Here is a 16,604-nt window from a genome sequence, read left to right on the forward strand (position 1 = left end):
TTTACTTGACCTGATTTCCGCAGTGCCCGGCAACGCACCAGACCAGTGCCCGCCCCGCAACCCAAGCCAGCGCTGCATAGACGGAGGATGTCCCCATGAAAGTCGTGATTCTGGGTGGTGGTGTAATCGGTGTGGCCAGCGCCTACTATCTGGCCAAAGCGGGCTGCGAAGTGACGGTGATCGAACGTCAGGCCGGCCCGGCGCTGGAAACCAGCTTTGCCAATGCCGGGCAAATTTCTCCCGGCTATTCTGCCCCCTGGGCCGCGCCTGGCATTCCGCTGAAAGCGCTGAAGTGGCTGTTCCAGAAACATGCCCCGCTGGCCATCCGCATGGACGGCAGTCTGTACCAGTGGCAATGGGTGGCCAAGATGCTGTCCAACTGCAACGAAAAAAGCTACGCGGTGAACAAGGCGCGCATGATGCGCCTGGCCGAGTACAGCCGCGACTGCATCAAGGCATTGCGCGCCGATACCGGCATTGCCTACGAAGGCCGCCAGCAAGGCACGCTGCAGGTGTTCCGCACCCAGGCCCAGCTGGATGCCATGGCCAAGGACATTGCCGTGCTGAAGGAATGCGGCGTGCCGTTCAAGGTGATGAACCGGGCCGAGATTGTCGCCACCGAACCGGCACTGGCCCGCGTGCAGGACAAGCTGGTGGGCGCGCTGCAGCTGCCCAACGACGAAACCGGCGACTGCCAGCTGTTTACCGAACAATTGGCCAAACTCGCTGCCGGGCTGGGCGTGCAGTTCCGCTGGAACACCCCGATTGATGCCCTGCTGACTGATGGCGACCGGATTGCCGGCGTGCGCTGCGGTGGCGAAACCCTGCAGGCCGACCACTATGTGCTGGCCCTGGGCAGCTACTCGCGTGCGCTGCTGAAAACCCTGGCCATTGATATCCCGGTTTACCCGGTCAAGGGCTATTCGCTGACCGTGCCGATTACCCACGCCGACGCCGCGCCGGTGTCCACGGTGATGGATGAAACCTACAAAGTGGCAATCACCCGCTTTGACAACCGCATTCGCGTGGGCGGCATGGCCGAGCTGGCCGGGTTTGATCTGTCGCTCAACCCGCAACGCCGCGCCACGCTGGAAATGGTGGTGGGCGATCTGTTCCCCGATGGCGGCAATATCCCGGCGGCAGAATTCTGGACCGGCCTGCGCCCGATGACCCCGGACGGCACACCCGTCATTGGCGGCACGCGCTTTACCAACCTGTCGCTGAACACCGGCCACGGCACCCTGGGCTGGACCATGAGCGCCGGCTCGGGCAAATTGCTCGCCGACCTGGTGACCCAGCGCACGCCGGATATCAGCACCGAAGGCCTGTCGATTGCCCGCTACGGCCAGCCGGCCCGCCAACCGGCCCGTCCGGCGCAACTGACCCCGCGCCTGTCTTGATCGGGGACTTCCCGCCTCATCTGCGCGCCCCAGACCCGCTCTACCGCTTCCCTCGGTTCTGCCCCCAGCAGATCCTTTTCCCCGGCCCCGCCTGACGCGGGGCCGTTTTTTGTCCGGCAAAATGTCGTATAAATACAACAATTGAATCATTCCTGTGGTTGACTTGGCCACGATCAGCGCTATACCTATACAGCAATGACAACGACACATTATGCTTTTCAGTTGAACCGATCCACAGCCTGACCCGCCTGCTACCAGCATGCCAAACCGCACCCTGCGCCAGCCCACTGAAAAGTCATGGCGATTTTGGTCCGATTGTGCCGTGATACCGGCCCTGCGGCAGACTGACAGCCCCAGCTTGGCCTGTGCTTGGCAGTGGTGCGGGGGGTTGGTGCGTCGCCTTGCAGGCGGCGCACCCTACAGGTAAGGAAATGGCATGAAACTGACCTGGTTTTACTCACATCACCGCCTGCTCAAGCTGGTCTGGCCTTTTGTCCTGACCGTCATTCTGCAAGTGGCCCTTGGCGTGTTCAGCCTGAACATCCTGTCTGCCGTGCGCGCCTACGTTGGCGGGGAAAGCCTGTGGTCCAAAGCGCAAAAAGACGCCATTCATGCGCTGTACCGCTACGCCGACGGCGGCGACATTGCCGATTTCCAGCGCTACCAGAGCGCCCTGGCTATCACCAACGGCGACCGCCAGGCACGGGAAGCGCTGGACCAGGCCACCCCCAACCGTGAACAAGCGCGGGATGGCTTTCTGGCCGGCGGCAACGCCCCGCACGACATCGACAGCCTGATCTGGCTGTTTGTCGAGTTCCGCAATGATGACGACATTACCCACATCACCCGGCTATGGCAGGAGGGCGACCGGCTGATGGACGAACTGGCCGTGGTGGCGCTGCGCCTGAACGATGGCTACCGCAACAGCAGCCTGACCCCGGCCAAGCAGCACGCCTTGCGCCAGCACATCTACCGGGTCAACGACCAGATCACCCCGCTGACCAAGGCATTTTCCCGTTCGCTCAGCGACCTGGCCCGCCGGGTGGAAAACATCCTGCTGCTCACCCATCTGTTTGCCGGCATCACCCTGGTCGGGCTGGCCTTGTGGCGCACCAGCAAGCTGCTGGCACAGAGTGAAAACTACGCGCTGGCGCTCAGGCAAAGCGAAGAACGCTTCAAACTGGCAGTGCAAGGCAGCAATGACGGCATCTGGGACTGGGACATGCGCACAGGAGCGGTGTATTTTTCGCCGCGTTACAAAGAGCTGCTTGGCTTCAGCGCCGACGACCCCAGCGTGGACTTTGCCACCCTGACCGCCCGGCTGCACCCGGAAGATCGCGACCGGGCACTGGATGCCCTGCGTCGCCATCTGGCTGATGAAGCCCACTACGACGTGGAATACCGTCTGCGCACCCGCGCGGGCGACTACCGCTGGTACCGGGCGCGTGGCCGGGTCTTGCGCAATGCCGAAGGTGCGCCGCAACGGATGTCTGGCTCGCTGACCGATGTCACCGACCGCAAGCAGGCCGAGGCCGACCTGTACACCGAAAAGGAACGCGCCGAAGCCACCCTGGCCGCCATTGGCGAGGCGGTGATCACCACCGATGCACAAGACCATGTGGAATACATGAACCCCAGCGCCGAGCAGTTGCTGGACTGCAGCCTGGTTCTGGCCAGGGGCAAGCCTTTGTCCAGCCTGTTCCGCCTGATTGAAGCCCAGCGCCGGCATAGCGAGATTGCGCTGCACACCCTGGCCCAGCAAGCGCTGCCGCCCGGCATCGGCAGCCAGACACAGCGCAACCTGCTGCTGATTCAGCCAGATGGCAATGAAGTGGCGGTGGACATGACCCACACCGCCATCCACAGCCATGCCGGTCAGTTGCAGGGGCAAGTGCTGGTGCTGCACGACATGACCCGCGAACAGCAATACCTGGCCAGCCTGTCCTGGCAGGCCAGCCACGACATGCTGACCGGGCTATATAACCGTCGCGAATTTGAACGCCGGCTGCTGGCCGCGCTGGCCACCGCCGAGCAGGATGCCTACGCGCTGATGTACCTGGACCTGGACCAGTTCAAAACCGTCAACGACACCTGCGGCCATGCGGCGGGCGATGCCCTGCTGCGCCAGACCAGCGCCATCCTGCAGCAGCAGCTGGACCCCCAGGACCTGCTGGCCCGGCTGGGCGGGGATGAGTTTGGCGTGCTGCTGCCGCGCTGCAGCCCGGCGCGCGCCGAAGAAGTGGCCGAAACGCTGCGCCGACGGGTGCTGGAGCTGAACTTCACCTGGGGTGGCCAGTTGTTTTCGGTCAGCGTCAGCATTGGCCTGGTGCATCTGGACCACCATCCGGCCACCCTGGCCGAAGTGCTGCGCGCTGCCGACGTGGCGTGCTATATGGCCAAGGAAAAAGGCCGCAACCGGGTGCAGTTCTACCGGCCACAGGACAGCGAAGTGTCGGTACGCTACGACGAAATGGAATGGGTGCACCGCATTCACCGCGCGCTGGAAGACAACCGCTTCTGCCTGTATGCACAGACCATCCTGCCGCTGGGAGCCCAATCGGTGGGCGAGCATTTTGAAGTGCTGCTACGCCTGCGCGACGAACAGGGCGATCTGGTGCCGCCAATTGCCTTCATTCCTGCCGCCGAACGCTACAACCTGATGCCGCTGATTGACCGCTGGGTGGTCAGCGCCACCCTGGGTGCATTGGCTGCCCGCCAGGCCCTGCCAGACGCCATTCCGCTGGGCATGTGCGCCATCAATCTGTCTGGCGCGTCGATCGGCGACGAGCAATTCCTCAACTTCCTGCGCGACACCCTGCGCCACAGCCCGGTGCCCACCCACACCCTGTGCTTTGAAGTCACCGAAACCAGCGCGATTGCCAACCTGGCCACCGCCGCCCATGTGATCAGCGAACTGCGCGCACTGGGCTGCCATTTTGCCCTGGATGATTTTGGTGCCGGCATGTCGTCGTTTGCCTACCTGAAGCACCTGCCGGTGAACTACCTGAAAATCGACGGCAGCTTTGTCAAGGACATGGTGCGCGACCCGATTGACCGCGCCATGGTGGAAATGATCCAGCGCATTGCCAACATCATGGGCAAGCACACCATTGCCGAATACGTGGAAGACAGCGACACCCTGGAGCTGCTGCGCAGCACCGGGGTGAACTATGCACAAGGTTACGGCATTGCCCGCCCGCAACCCTTTTACGACCCGCCACTCCGACCTGCCCGGCAGCCGCCTGCCACACAGCAGTGAAGACCGTGGCCCTTTGTACCTCCAGGAGACCCCATGAACACGCCCTATAACCGCACCGGCCCGCTGATGGAGCTGTCCAGCTACCCCGAATGGGCCCAGAAGTTGGTGGACGACTGCGCCGCCGACCGCGCCCGCGTGACCGGCCATGTGCTGTTCCAGCGCATGCGCGACGCCACCCTGCCCTACCCGGTCATGCGCCATTTTCTGATTGGCGTCTGGCCGGTGATCGAGCAGTTTCCGCAATATATGGCGTTCAACCTGCTCAAGGTACGTTATGGCCGTCACCCCGGCGAAGACCTGGCCCGCACCTGGCTGATCCGCAACCTGCGGGTGGAACAGCACCATGCCGACTACTGGGTGGACTGGGCCGAAGCCAGCGATGTCAGCCGCGACGCGCTGATTGCCGGCACCGACGACCCAGCCACCAGCGCGCTGGCGCACTGGTGCTGGCGCACCTGCGAACGCGAAGCGCTGGCTATATCGGTGGCCGCCACCCACTATGCCATTGAAGGTGCCACTGGCGAGTGGTCCAATCTGGTGTGCTCTACCCCGACTTACGCCAACCTCTTTGCCGAATCCGAGCGCAAGAAAGCCACCCGCTGGCTGCGCCAGCACGCCCAGTACGATGACACCCACCCGTGGGAAGCGCTGGACATCATGTGCACCCTGCTGGGCACCCAGCCAGATCCGGCGCAAGTCACCCCGATACGCACCGCCATTTGCACCAGCTACCGCTATATGGCCATGACGCTGGACCGCTGCATGGCGCTGGAACAGCCGGCCAGCTGAACGACAGCGGTAGGCACCATGCAAACACCCCATGCACAATTGGCGCATGGGGTGTTTGCATGGCGGGCCAAAAGCCGCCCGACCCATCAGGACTTGAACGACTTCAACACGGTCAGCAGGCTGGTCAGGTTGTCGGCCACGCCGGCCTGGCTCATTTTTTCGGTAGCGCCTGCGGCCACCATGGTGTTCATGCTGTAAATCTGCATCACACCCTGATTGGCAGCAGCCTGGCTCAGGGTATTTTGCTGTTGCTGTGCCGACACGGCATTCTGGAACAGAATGCCAGTGGAATGGGCCATGGTCTGGTACAGCGACCCCATGGCCATGGCCGGCGACTCAGCCAGCACCTTGACATTCACCTGGGTCACCGCATCGGTAATCTGATTGTTCACAGTCGTCGGAAAAGCCATTTCATGCTCCTGAAAATAAATACACTACAGCGTATGGCGTCATCAGGCCGGGCAAGCCGTGCGCGTGCCTGAACGCCGCGAATAGACAATGAAGGCAGACCAGCAACCAGCCGGAGAGGGACCCCCCCCTCCGGGCCTGGAGCCACTGCGGCTTAACGACGGAACGCGTTGAGCACGGTCAGCAGGCTGGTCAGGTTGTCGCTGACCCCACCCTGGCTGACTTTCTCGGTTGCCGCCGCGTCAGACATGGTGGCCATGCTGTACAGCTGGATCACCCCCTGATTGGCTGCGGCCTGGCTCAGGGTGTTTTGCTGCTGCTGAGCCGATGCCGAGTTTTCAAACAGGATGCCGGTGGAATGCGCCATGGTCTGGTACAGCGACCCCATGGCCATGGCTGGCGATTCCGCCAATACCTTGACGTTGGTCTGGGTCACCGCATCGGTGATTTGCGCATTGACCGTCGGCGTGGAAGCATCATCTGCCATCGTTGACGTCCTTTATCAGTTGATGGGTCCCGAAACGATCAAGACTTGAACGACTGCAGCACGGTCAGCAGGCTGGTCAGGTTGTCGGCCACGCCAGCCTGGCTGACTTTTTCGGTGGCGGCAGCGTCGGCCATGGTGTCCATGCTGTAGATCTGCATCACGCCCTGGTTGGTGGCGGCCTGGGTCAGGGTGTTTTGCTGCTGCTGCGCCGACACGGCGTTTTCGAACAGGATGCCGGTGGAATGCGCCATGGTCTGGTAGATCGAGCCCATGGCCATGGCCGGCGATTCAGCCAGCACCTTGACGTTGGTCTGGGTCACCGCATCGGTGATTTGCGCGTTGACGGCGAGCGGCGTGGTATCAGATGTTGCCATGATGAATCTCCTTTATCGGGAATAAAAAACAGCGATGCAACGGATCAGCGATGCCGCAATCAGCCCTTGAACGATTGCAGCACGGTCAGCAGGCTGGTCAGGTTGTCAGCCACGCCAGCCTGGCTGACTTTTTCGGTGGCGGCAGCGTCGGCCATGGTGCCCATGCTGTAGATTTGCAGCACGCCCTGGTTGGTGGACGCCTGGGTCAGGGTGTTTTGCTGTTGCTGTGCCGACACGGCGTTTTCAAACAGGATGCCGGTGGAGTGCGCCATGGTCTGGTAGATCGAGCCCATGGCCATGGCCGGCGATTCAGCCAGCACCTTGACGTTAACCTGGGTGACTGCGTCGGTGATTTGATCAAGCGCCATTGTAAATCTCCTTAAGAAAGAGGTAGCGGCACGACACATGCCGTGCTCACCGGACAGAACGCGAGGCGTTGGCCGGTGTGAACATCAACCTGCCGATGGCGTCATCGAAGTGTCTGCCATCACACTCGGCGCGGCAGCGCTGGCTGGCGCGGTAGCCACCGCAGCCTGCGGCACAGGCGCATTGGCCGGTGCCAGCTGGGCCATGGCGGCTTCGGTTTTGGCCTGTTGCTGGTTCAGGCGGTTGATGACATCACTCAAGGCGTTTTGCAGCGGGCCAAATGACTCCTTGAAACAACGCTCCACCTCCTGCTTGGCCAGCCCGGCCAGCCGGTCAGCAATCTGCGACAAGGCCATCTGCCCGCCCGCACCCACCCCGCTCCCCAGCGGGGCCAGGCTGGCAGGCCGCAGCTCGGCCAGCGAGCGGGCGGCCTCCACCACCTTGAGAATGGCCTGCTCTTCCTTGTCCTGCACCTGCATGGCCTGGCTGGCGTTGTTCTGGATAGCCTCCAGCGCCTGACGCACACTGGCTTCGGTCTGGGCCCGGCTGGCGCTCAGCGTGGCCCCGGCCTGCTGGCCGGGGCTGAGCGTGGTTTGCCCGGCCTGAAAGGCCTGCAAACGGGCCAGCTCCTGCGGGGTAAGCGGACGGTTAAGCCAGCTCTGGGCCAGCTGCTGCAGATTGGGATCCAGGGAACGGTCTGGGCTACTCATCGGGGTTGACTCCTTGTCTGGGTTGATCAGCAAAATGACGCCAGACGGCCACGCACATGGCCGCCCGGCCAGGGCTTACTGGGCGGTGTGCAGCCACCAGCGGGATGCTTCGGTGCGATTGGAGACACCCAGCACCCGGTACATGCTGTAGAGCTGGTTTTTGATGGTGCCTTCCGCCACCGACAGACGACGGGCAATCTGCTTGTTGGACTGCCCCTCGGCCACCAGCCAGAGGATTTCCTGCTGGCGGGCAGTCAGCGATGGCCCGCCCAGCGCAGACGCCTGCTGGCCAGCCTCGCCAATCGAGGTGGGAATGAAACAATCCTCCTGCAGCACCTGCAGGCACAGCGACACCAGCATCTGCGGGTTCAGCGCCTTGTTGAACACTCCGCTGCCGCCGGCCTGGCGCACCGCTGCCGCCAGCCCGGCCTTGCCATCACACACGCTGACAATGCAGCGAATCTGCGGGTGACGCAGATGCAGCTGGCGAATCAGCTCCAGCTCGGCCTGCGCACCCCACGATGCTTCCAGCAACAGCACATCAGGCAGAGTGGCCGGCAGATCCGCCAGGGCAGGCAGAGTTTTCAGGTGGTCCAGCGTCACCGGATGCCCCATGCGGGCAAACGCAGCTTCAACCCCGGCGGCAAACACCGGGACACGGTCAACAACCAGAATTCGCGGGGTAATCGTCATGAGCAGGCTCCATGCAGTAAACGTACTGCTGGAACGCCTGGGCCGGCGGGCTGTGAAATCCCTCCCATGGCCAGGGCCATCCGGACAAGCAAAACCCCCTGGCAAGGCAGGGGGTTTCAGCACACATGGCCAATGCCAGCCAACCCTTACACCGGGGTCAGGAACAGCGCGCGCTCCGCATTGCGACGGGCCAGCAAGCCAGCCACTTCCTTGCCGCCGGCGCGATCCCAGCGCGGAAACTGGTCGGCAGCGGCCTGGAAATTACCGGCGTTGAGCAAACGCAGCAGGGTGGAGTTTTGCAGCGAGCCCAAGCCCAGGTTGTAGGAGAAGCTCACCAGCGCATCAAACTGGTTTTGATTGAGCTTCACCGTCACCAGCGCATTGACGCCATTGTTGAAGCGCACCAGATCATTGATCAGCAGTTGGTCGGCCTGTTGCTGGCCAATCACCAGCCCCGGTTTCACATCCGGGCCAGTGTGGCCATAGCCGATGGTCCACACCCCCACCATATCCTGGTATGCCGTCAGGCGCAGGCCTTCAAATTTTTTAATCAGGGCCTGGCCATTCGGGCTGCAGCTGAGTTGATTGATGCTCATGTTTTTTCCTTTGCAAGAGAGATCACACCGGGAAACCAGCGAAAACGGGCCGCCACGACGTTCATGCCAGCTTAGCGGCGCTGACAGGCTGCCGAGAGGCGGGTACCCAATAGCCATCCAGCCTGAATGACATGGCTAATGAATATAATATGGCCTGTTATCGGCAGCCTACCGGTAACAGGCCATGTCAGTATGCCACGATAAAATCTATCATTCAGTTACGCGCAGTGACTCAGGCGTACTGCGCCCCACCCGGTTTATCGCAGTTATCCAGAATGGCCGGTCATCACACCGATGGCATGACAGACCAGCAGCCGATCAGGAGGTCACCCGATGGCTGTCGCGATGAGTCGGGCGGATATCGATTTTTTCCGCACTGGCCACTTGCTCCAGCTTGGCCAGCATGTCCACATAGCCCATTTCGCGGCGGCGCTTGATCGAGCCTTCCGAGAATTCGGCATCGCTGAACGAACTTTCTTCCCCGGTATGCCGATAGGTAATGGTGTGGATATCGATATTGCGCAGCCGGCGACCCAGCACTTCTTCTGCCCAGCCATGCAGCAGATCATGCACTGGCGCGCATTCCGGGCTATGCAGCAGGCGGCCAAACAGCTTCTGGTATTTGCGCAGCGTGCTGTGCTGCTCCATCCGGCTGGCGTACTGAATTTCCTTCTGCCGCCAGGCCACCCCGTCCATGGTCACCGGGGCCTGGCCATGCGCCCCCCACAAATCCACCATGAACACGCGCAAATCTGCGGTTTCGTGGGTGTCGTCCAGCACGGCCTGCAGCGGGGTATTGGTTACGCAGCCCCCATCCCAGTAAAAGCGCCCGTCAATCTCGGTAGCCGGAAACCCTGGCGGCAGCGAGCCGCTGGCCAGTGCGTGCGCCGGGCGCAGCGGCGTGTGCAGCGAATCAAAGAACTCCAGCTTGCCGGTGTCCACCCGGGTGGCCCCCAGACTCAGCCGGGCACCGTGGCCCTGGTGATGCCAGGCAAAATTGCAGTGTCTGGCCAGGGTGTCCAGCATCGGCGAGGTGTCGTAGTAGCTGGCTTCGGTGGGTTTGGAAAACTGCACCTCCGCCCCGCCCATGCCCATCATCACATTGACTCTGGGGGTCCAGAAATTCGGCAACCCCTGCAGCATCGACTTGGCCACCACCGATTTGTTGTACAGGCTGCGGTAATGCCCGGTGCAATGCGCGGCAGCGCCGTCCGGACGGGAAATATCCTTCCAGAATTCAGTCATCTTGCGCAGCCGGTCTTCCGGCTTGTTGGTGGCCAGCACCGCCGCATTCAGCGCCCCAATGGAAATCCCGGTCACCCAATCGGGCTCGAAACCCAGCTCATGCAGCGCCTCATACGCACCAATATGGTAAGCGCCCAGTGCACCGCCGCCTTGCAGCACCAGTACATTCTTGACGGGAGGGTGAGAAACGGCCTTGGCTGAAACATGCTCTTTCATCATAAACTCCTGAGACTTCACGTAATTCAACCCTGGCGGGGAAGGGTTGCCGACAGGCGCGCACGATCACTGCCGTTGCCGGCAGCCATCCCGCACGCATTAACTGGATCGATTGGCCAATGTGGTGTTGTATTTCTCAATACTCTGGTCGATCTTGTCCAAAGCAAAATGCGCCGATTCGGCTTCGATGGCGCCAGCGGCGGCGGCCACGGCTGCCGCAGTGCCCATCAGCAAATCGGTAATCAGCAGACCCAGTGCATCCTCCGCCGCCCCTTTCAGGTCTTCGGAAGCAAATTTCTCGGTCATGTCTTTCAGCAGCACGCTTTTACTGGCCAGCACCATTTTGCTGGCCCCGTCGAAATACGCCGCCGCTGACTGCGCCACCAGGCCGGAAGCCTGGGCAATCATCATATTGGGTGCCACGGCAATCTGGCTGGGGGCATATGCCGCCGTTTCGGCATTGGTCAGTTGCACCGCCTGCACAATCTGGCTGTTCAGCGCATCGGTATTCGGTGTGGCAGTGGGCTGCCCCAGCGTGGCGGTCATCGCCGACAGCGGGGTTTTCGAGCCGGACGACGCGGGCGGTGTGGCCGCTGCGGGCGGTGGCGTGCCTGCTGGCGGCGCAGTCGCCGGATCAGGCGCAGCAGCAGCAGGCGGCGGCTCGGCGGCAGGCGCAGAGGCCGGCGCAGGGCAGGCAGCGGCAGGGGCCGGATCAGCCGCTGGCGCAGTGGCGGAAGCCGGGGAGGGCGCTGGTGCGCTGGGTTCAGCCGCCGGGGTCGGTGTGGAGGGCGCAGCGCCTGCACCACCGCCACTGGCGGCGGCCAGATTGCTGCCCGAAGTCAGGGTTTTTTTAATGACGTCCATAAGGCCCATTTTTGCGATACTCCATAGGTGATTGCCGGCTTACCCCTTTCACACACCTTGGGCGCACCAGCCAGACACGCCGCCGGCCACAGGCCGACAGGCCGTTATCCGGCAAGCGATTCACCCCATCGCCATCCGGATAACGGGCACACAACCACACCAATCAGCTGCCCTTTTCCCCTACCGACAGAATCATGGTGACCGCCTTGGAAATCACCGCGCTGGAAATCTGATTCAACGCCTGCTGGCTATGAATCGCATTCTGCAACGATAGTCCAGCCGAATGGCTGGCCACCTGATACAGCGCCGCCATGGCCTGCGCCGGCGCTTCCGCCACCACTTTCACATTGGTCTGGGTGACCGCATCGGTAATCTGCGAATTAACGGGGGTGCTATCTGCCATACAAGTCTCCTTGGTTTATCACGGGTAAAGTCATCAAACCGCCACATCACACAGCGCAGCCATGCCCGGCACCAATGGCCACCGGAAAGCCCGCCTCAGCCACAGAACGCCGTTGCCCGGCGGCTGTGAACCTGTGGCCGCGCGTCTGGCTCACTGTGGATGCCGTTGCAGTTGCGCCTGCAATTTTTTGCGCAACAACTCCACCCGCTTGCGCGCCAGCGCCTCGCTGATGCCCAGCTCGCTGGCAATCTGGCTATAGGGCCATTCATGCTCAAACTTCAGCGCAAACAAGTGCTGCTGCTCGGGCGACAGAGTTTCCAGCGCCTGGCGCACCTGCTCCAGCTGTTCCTGCATCAGCAAGGCCTGCAACGGCGAAGGCGACGGGCAGGCCACGGCATGAATCGAATCGGTATCCAGATCCACATACGGATCAATCACCTTTTCTTCACGGGTATTGCGCCGGGCACTATCCAGAAAGGTGTGATTGAGCACCAGAAACAAAAACCCTTCGGCATCGCGCACCCGCTCGGACGCCTGACAGATATACAAAAATGCTTTCAGCGCCGTGCGCGACAGTAACTCCTCGGCGCGATCGTAATCGCCCCGGGTGAGTCGGCGCGCACGCCGGCCCAGATCGGCGTGTACGCTGCGCCAGGCCTGTTCAAACCGTATCCGCCCGCCCAAGGGCAACTCCATCGGTATGGATGGCAAGGCGATGTCCATGTCCTGTTCCATGCTGGCTCTCCTGAATTGGCAAGGAAGGCCAGTGTGTTCACTCAGGACAAAAGCATCTGTTACCCAGGTGACAATTGACAATTAATCTTGATAAATATTTTGCCAAATGGTTTTTTAAACTCACCCCACCCATTCAGACACCGGATAAACCATACGCAATTTTACGTAGTCGATCCATATCGAGAATTTGTAATTGATTGGCTTGGTGGTGAATCAGGCCGCTGCGTTGCCAGCAGCGCAGCTGGGCATTCAGCTTGGGTCGGCTGACATTGATCATCGACGCCAGCACGCTTTGCTTGGGCGGATGCAACCACACCCCCTGCACGCCGGCTGCCGGGCGCGGCGGCTCGCTGACCATGCGCAACAAATGCCGCGCCAGCCGGGGAGCCAGCTGGTGCAGGCACAAGGTTTCCACATGTTCGGTGTGCGCGTGCATGCGCCGGCACACCGACGCAAACATGCGCTTGAGAAACTCGGCATCGGCCAGCAAAGGGCCAAACTGCGCCGAAGACAGCAGCCACACCCGCGCGACATCATCGGCCATGGTGGTACATGGCCGCCGGCCCTGGCCATCCAGCAAGGCGCTTTCCCCCACCCAGTCGCCCACGGCGCTGCGGTCGATGATCAGCTCGCGGCCTTCCTGGTTATGCAACACATGGTAGATCTGCCCGGACAGCACCAGCGCCAGGCAGCTATCTGGCTCGTCCTTCAAAAACAGCACCTGCTGAGGGGCGAGCTGTCTTTCCATGCCATGGCGGGCAATATGCTGGATCAAGGCCAGCGGCAAACCGGCAAACCACGGCAAACCCGCCAGCATGGCAACAACCGGGCTGTCCTGGGCGTATGCGTCCACGGCAATAACCGCATGGGTGGGCGACACAGCACGCACTCCATTCACTGTGAATAAGCTGGAATGCAAAGGACGTAAAACCGGATTGGCTGTGAAGACAGCGTTTTGGCAGGCGGCAAAAACACGCCAGAGACACCGCGCACGCAGCCGCGCAGTCACCCCCATGCAGCGGAGGCCCTGGACAGACAGGCAGGCTGGCAACCGCAGCCCACCAGAAACCGAGATTCAGACAGAAAAAGCCATGCGTTCAACACATCACCTGCGCACAGTTGCCCATGCGCGCAGCGTCCTGCCGGGTGGCAACACCAGCACAGCGCCTTCCCAACACCAGGCCCCAGCCAGACGCAACGCCGCCCATCTTGCACTCAACCGCGTGGATTGATGGCGATATCACATGCGCAACAGCTGCACACGGGTTGGGCTGCATGGCAACGCCTGGCACGCGCCAGACGCCCATGCAGGCAAGTCACCAGCACTGACAGACTGGCGCATTACCCTATCAAATCAATCCACTACAATCGACTACACACCACTACACCGCACAACAGCCGCCTGACGCAGCCCTCCTGCGCGGGCAAGGAAATCTGAGCCAGTACATTCGGTTACATCCTGACACCAGGCACTCACAGACGGCCCGACAGGCGAGGGGTAATCTTCACTCATCGACTGCACCCCGCAGTGATCCCCGGACACCGGGGCGCCCAGACTGCTGTTTGAACCCAGAATATAAGGATGCCAACCATGAACACCGCCCTGAAGACCCTGATCGCCGCCACCCTGACCCTGTCCGCCGCTGTGGGCTTTGCCGCTGACGCACCGAAAGCCGAAGCCAAGCCGGCGGCAGCGCCGGTAACCGCCACCAGCGCCGCCAAGCCGGAAGCCGCCAAGGACGCGGCCAAGGACGCGGCCAAGCCGGAAGTGAAGGCCGAAGCCAAGAAAGACACGCACAAGGCCCACAAGAAAGTACAAGCCAAGACGGTGAAGAAGGCTGACAAAGCTGCGGCCAAGCCGGAAGTGGCCAAGGACGCCGCCAAGCCAGAAGCTGCCAAGCCGGAAACCGCCAAGCAGTAAGCCCCAGCGCAAGTCACCACCCCGGAAAGCCCACCGCCCTGGCCCTCATCAAGAGGGCCAGGGCGGTGGCATTGTGGATAACTTACCCACAGCATCAGGTTTTCCCAGGCTAGATAAGACCTTACCTTCGCTGTGGATAATTTGTCCACAGCAAGGGCCAGCGCTTATGACCGGCGTGGATGAAACACCAGCGGGGCCATCTCCGCCACCGGCGGCGGTGACTGGAACACGGTTTTTTTCATTTTGCCCATCACATGCATCTCACAGGGCCGGCATTCAAATTTCAGCGTGTAGGTTTCGTTGCCGTTTTTCAGCACCATCGGGTCGGCGCGCACCTGGCCCATCACCCCCTGCACCCCCTTGGCCTGCTTGGGGCACAAATTGAACGAAAACCGCAGGCAATGCTTGGTGATCATCAGGCTGACTTCACCCGGCTCCTCGTGCGCCTCGTAAGCCGCGTCGATCAGGCTGACGCCGTGACGGGTATAAAACTGTCGGGCCAGGTGGTTATACACATTGGCCAGATAGCTCAGTGAGCTGTCCGGATAAAGCGCCGGCGGCTCGATTGGCGTTTTGCGCGGCGGGCGTGGCCAGCTGCTGACCCGCAACGCCTCCAGCGCCGCCACCGCATCGCGGCGCAGGCCATTGAGCACAGAGGCGGGGATAAACCACGGCTGACGCAGTTGCAACTGAATATCACGGGCAACAAACAAGGTATTGCCCAGCTTGCCCAGATGCTCGCGCAGACTGGCCAGCGCCTTGTCGCCATCGCGGGCGGCTTCCAGGGTCAGGGCAATCTCGCGGCTGACACTCAGCCCGTCTTCGTCGGTCAGCGTCAGCACCAGGCCGTCAGTGCAGTCGGCCAGCACCAGGTTCAGACCCACGCGCCGCTCGGCGGATTTTTTGCTCAGTGCCTGCTCCCAGCTGTGATCACGGTTGCGGCTGATGGCCACCCCTGGCTTCAGGCTGGCCAGCACGGCGGGGTCGTTGGGCGTCACCTGCCAGCGCCCGCCTTCGTCATCCTCGCCCAGCCATTGCACCGTATTGGCCTGCAGGCCAATCACCTCACGTTTTTTCATGAAGTTCAGCCCATCGCCATTGGCCAGCGCCTCGCGGCTGACCAGCTCGAAGCTGTCCTTGCCCACCCGACTGACCTGGCCCAGCGCCAGGCCAACGTATTTGGGCGAATCAAACGCGCCAATATCGTCTTTGCGGCCAGTGGCAAAGTAATCGGTGCTGCCCCGGTGAAAGGTTTTGTCCGGATCTGGGGTAAAACCGATATGGCACACCCCGCTGGACGCGCGCGCCAGCTCAGGCCGGCGGGTCAGAATCTCGTCCAGCAGCAGGCGGTAATGGGCGGTGATGTTCTTCACATAGTCCATATCCTTGTAGCGGCCTTCGATCTTGAACGAACGCACCCCGGCGTCGATCAAGGCTTCCAGGTTGTCGCTCTGGTTATTGTCCTTCATCGACAGCAAATGCTTGTCGTAGGCCACCACCCGGCCCTGCTCGTCGGCCAGCGTATACGGCAGACGACAGGCTTGCGAACAGTCGCCGCGATTGGCGCTGCGCCCGGTTTCGGCGTGGCTGATGTAGCACTGCCCGGAAAACGCCACACACAGCGCGCCGTGGATGAAATATTCAATCGTCGCCGCCCCACCCACCCGCTCGGCCACCTTGCGGATGTCCGGCAACGACAACTCGCGTGCCAGCACCAGCTGCGACAGCCCGGCGTCGGCCAAAAAACGCGCCTTGTCGGCGCTGCGGATGTCGCACTGAGTCGAGGCGTGTAGCTGAATGGGCGGAATGTCCAGCTCCAGAATGCCCATATCCTGCACAATCAGCGCATCCACCCCGGCATCGTAAAACTGGTGAATCAGCTGCCGCGCCGGCTCCAGCTCGGCGTCGTGCAGAATGGTATTCAGCGTGACAAAAATCCGCGCGTGGTAGCGGTGGGCAAATTCCACCAGCGCGGCAATCTCGCTGACCGAATTGCCGGCATTGTGCCGCGCGCCAAACCCTGGCCCGCCGATATACACCGCATCCGCCCCGTGCAGGATGGCCTCGCGGCCAATATCAGCCGTTTTGGCCGGGGACAGCAGTTCAAGTTGATGCGGCAACAGACTCATGGGGCAACC

Annotated in this window: 17 protein-coding genes; 4 read left to right on the forward strand and 13 right to left on the reverse strand. The window is 61.9% G+C overall.

Annotation, left to right across the window (positions count from 1 at the left end):
* Nucleotides 1–95 precede the first annotated feature (95 nt).
* The 3 genes from BXU06_RS14895 to BXU06_RS14905 all read left to right on the forward strand — a co-directional run bounded on the left by BXU06_RS14895 (nucleotide 96) and on the right by BXU06_RS14905 (nucleotide 5,448).
* Nucleotides 96–1,400, forward strand: a complete 1,305-nt coding sequence (locus BXU06_RS14895; protein WP_077301322.1) for a D-amino acid dehydrogenase — start codon at nucleotides 96–98, stop codon at nucleotides 1,398–1,400.
* Nucleotides 1,401–1,836: 436 nt separating this feature from the next.
* A complete protein-coding gene (locus BXU06_RS14900; RefSeq protein WP_077301325.1) occupies nucleotides 1,837–4,659 on the forward strand; it encodes an EAL domain-containing protein in 2,823 nt (940 codons plus the stop codon).
* Between the two features lie 33 nt (nucleotides 4,660–4,692).
* Nucleotides 4,693–5,448, forward strand: coding sequence for a TenA family transcriptional regulator (locus BXU06_RS14905; RefSeq protein WP_077301328.1), 756 nt, complete (start codon nucleotides 4,693–4,695; stop codon nucleotides 5,446–5,448).
* A gap of 86 nt (nucleotides 5,449–5,534) precedes the next feature.
* Here BXU06_RS14905 and BXU06_RS14910 read toward each other — a convergent pair whose 3' ends face one another.
* The 12 genes from BXU06_RS14910 to BXU06_RS14965 all read right to left on the reverse strand — a co-directional run bounded on the left by BXU06_RS14910 (nucleotide 5,535) and on the right by BXU06_RS14965 (nucleotide 13,425).
* Nucleotides 5,535–5,858 carry a RebB family R body protein gene (locus tag BXU06_RS14910; RefSeq protein WP_077301331.1) on the reverse strand — a complete coding sequence of 108 codons (324 nt, stop codon included), beginning with the start codon at nucleotides 5,856–5,858 and terminating at the stop codon, nucleotides 5,535–5,537.
* 152 nt (nucleotides 5,859–6,010) lie between these two features.
* Nucleotides 6,011–6,343: a RebB family R body protein gene (locus BXU06_RS14915; protein WP_077301334.1), complete on the reverse strand. Its 333-nt coding sequence runs from the start codon at nucleotides 6,341–6,343 to the stop codon at nucleotides 6,011–6,013.
* Between the two features lie 38 nt (nucleotides 6,344–6,381).
* Nucleotides 6,382–6,717: a RebB family R body protein gene (locus BXU06_RS14920; RefSeq protein ID WP_077301337.1), complete on the reverse strand. Its 336-nt coding sequence runs from the start codon at nucleotides 6,715–6,717 to the stop codon at nucleotides 6,382–6,384.
* A 59-nt stretch (nucleotides 6,718–6,776) separates the two neighbouring features.
* A complete protein-coding gene (locus tag BXU06_RS14925) occupies nucleotides 6,777–7,085 on the reverse strand; it encodes a RebB family R body protein (RefSeq protein ID WP_077301340.1) in 309 nt (102 codons plus the stop codon).
* An 84-nt stretch (nucleotides 7,086–7,169) separates the two neighbouring features.
* A complete protein-coding gene (locus BXU06_RS14930) occupies nucleotides 7,170–7,793 on the reverse strand; it encodes a hypothetical protein (protein ID WP_077301343.1) in 624 nt (207 codons plus the stop codon).
* A gap of 75 nt (nucleotides 7,794–7,868) precedes the next feature.
* Nucleotides 7,869–8,486: a response regulator transcription factor gene (locus BXU06_RS14935; protein WP_077301346.1), complete on the reverse strand. Its 618-nt coding sequence runs from the start codon at nucleotides 8,484–8,486 to the stop codon at nucleotides 7,869–7,871.
* Nucleotides 8,487–8,632: 146 nt separating this feature from the next.
* Complete coding sequence (locus BXU06_RS14940; RefSeq protein ID WP_077301348.1) at nucleotides 8,633–9,082, reverse strand: lysozyme; 450 nt, start codon at nucleotides 9,080–9,082, stop codon at nucleotides 8,633–8,635.
* Nucleotides 9,083–9,400: 318 nt separating this feature from the next.
* Nucleotides 9,401–10,543 carry a patatin-like phospholipase family protein gene (locus tag BXU06_RS14945; RefSeq protein ID WP_171982237.1) on the reverse strand — a complete coding sequence of 381 codons (1,143 nt, stop codon included), beginning with the start codon at nucleotides 10,541–10,543 and terminating at the stop codon, nucleotides 9,401–9,403.
* Nucleotides 10,544–10,642: 99 nt separating this feature from the next.
* Entirely contained in the window at nucleotides 10,643–11,407 is a 765-nt protein-coding gene (locus BXU06_RS17925; RefSeq protein WP_216352493.1) for a hypothetical protein, read from the reverse strand.
* A 163-nt stretch (nucleotides 11,408–11,570) separates the two neighbouring features.
* On the reverse strand, nucleotides 11,571–11,810 hold the full coding sequence (locus BXU06_RS14955) for a RebB family R body protein (RefSeq protein ID WP_077301354.1): 240 nt from the start codon (nucleotides 11,808–11,810) through the stop codon (nucleotides 11,571–11,573).
* Nucleotides 11,811–11,960: 150 nt separating this feature from the next.
* Complete coding sequence (locus BXU06_RS14960; protein WP_216352494.1) at nucleotides 11,961–12,545, reverse strand: RNA polymerase sigma factor; 585 nt, start codon at nucleotides 12,543–12,545, stop codon at nucleotides 11,961–11,963.
* A 133-nt stretch (nucleotides 12,546–12,678) separates the two neighbouring features.
* Nucleotides 12,679–13,425 (reverse strand): Crp/Fnr family transcriptional regulator, encoded by a 747-nt coding sequence (locus tag BXU06_RS14965; RefSeq protein ID WP_171982238.1) that lies wholly within the window; start codon nucleotides 13,423–13,425, stop codon nucleotides 12,679–12,681.
* A gap of 711 nt (nucleotides 13,426–14,136) precedes the next feature.
* Here BXU06_RS14965 and BXU06_RS18515 point away from each other — a divergent pair.
* The gene (locus BXU06_RS18515; RefSeq protein ID WP_077301360.1) at nucleotides 14,137–14,466 is read left to right on the forward strand and encodes a hypothetical protein; all 330 of its coding nucleotides are present in this window, start codon (nucleotides 14,137–14,139) and stop codon (nucleotides 14,464–14,466) included.
* Between the two features lie 164 nt (nucleotides 14,467–14,630).
* On the opposite strand, the gene BXU06_RS14975 is transcribed toward BXU06_RS18515, so the two are convergent.
* On the reverse strand, nucleotides 14,631–16,595 hold the full coding sequence (locus tag BXU06_RS14975) for a U32 family peptidase (RefSeq protein WP_077301363.1): 1,965 nt from the start codon (nucleotides 16,593–16,595) through the stop codon (nucleotides 14,631–14,633).
* Between the last annotated feature and the right edge of the window lie 9 nt (nucleotides 16,596–16,604).

It is taken from the genome of Aquaspirillum sp. LM1 (assembly GCF_002002905.1).
In the GTDB taxonomy this organism is placed as follows: domain Bacteria; phylum Pseudomonadota; class Gammaproteobacteria; order Burkholderiales; family Aquaspirillaceae; genus Rivihabitans.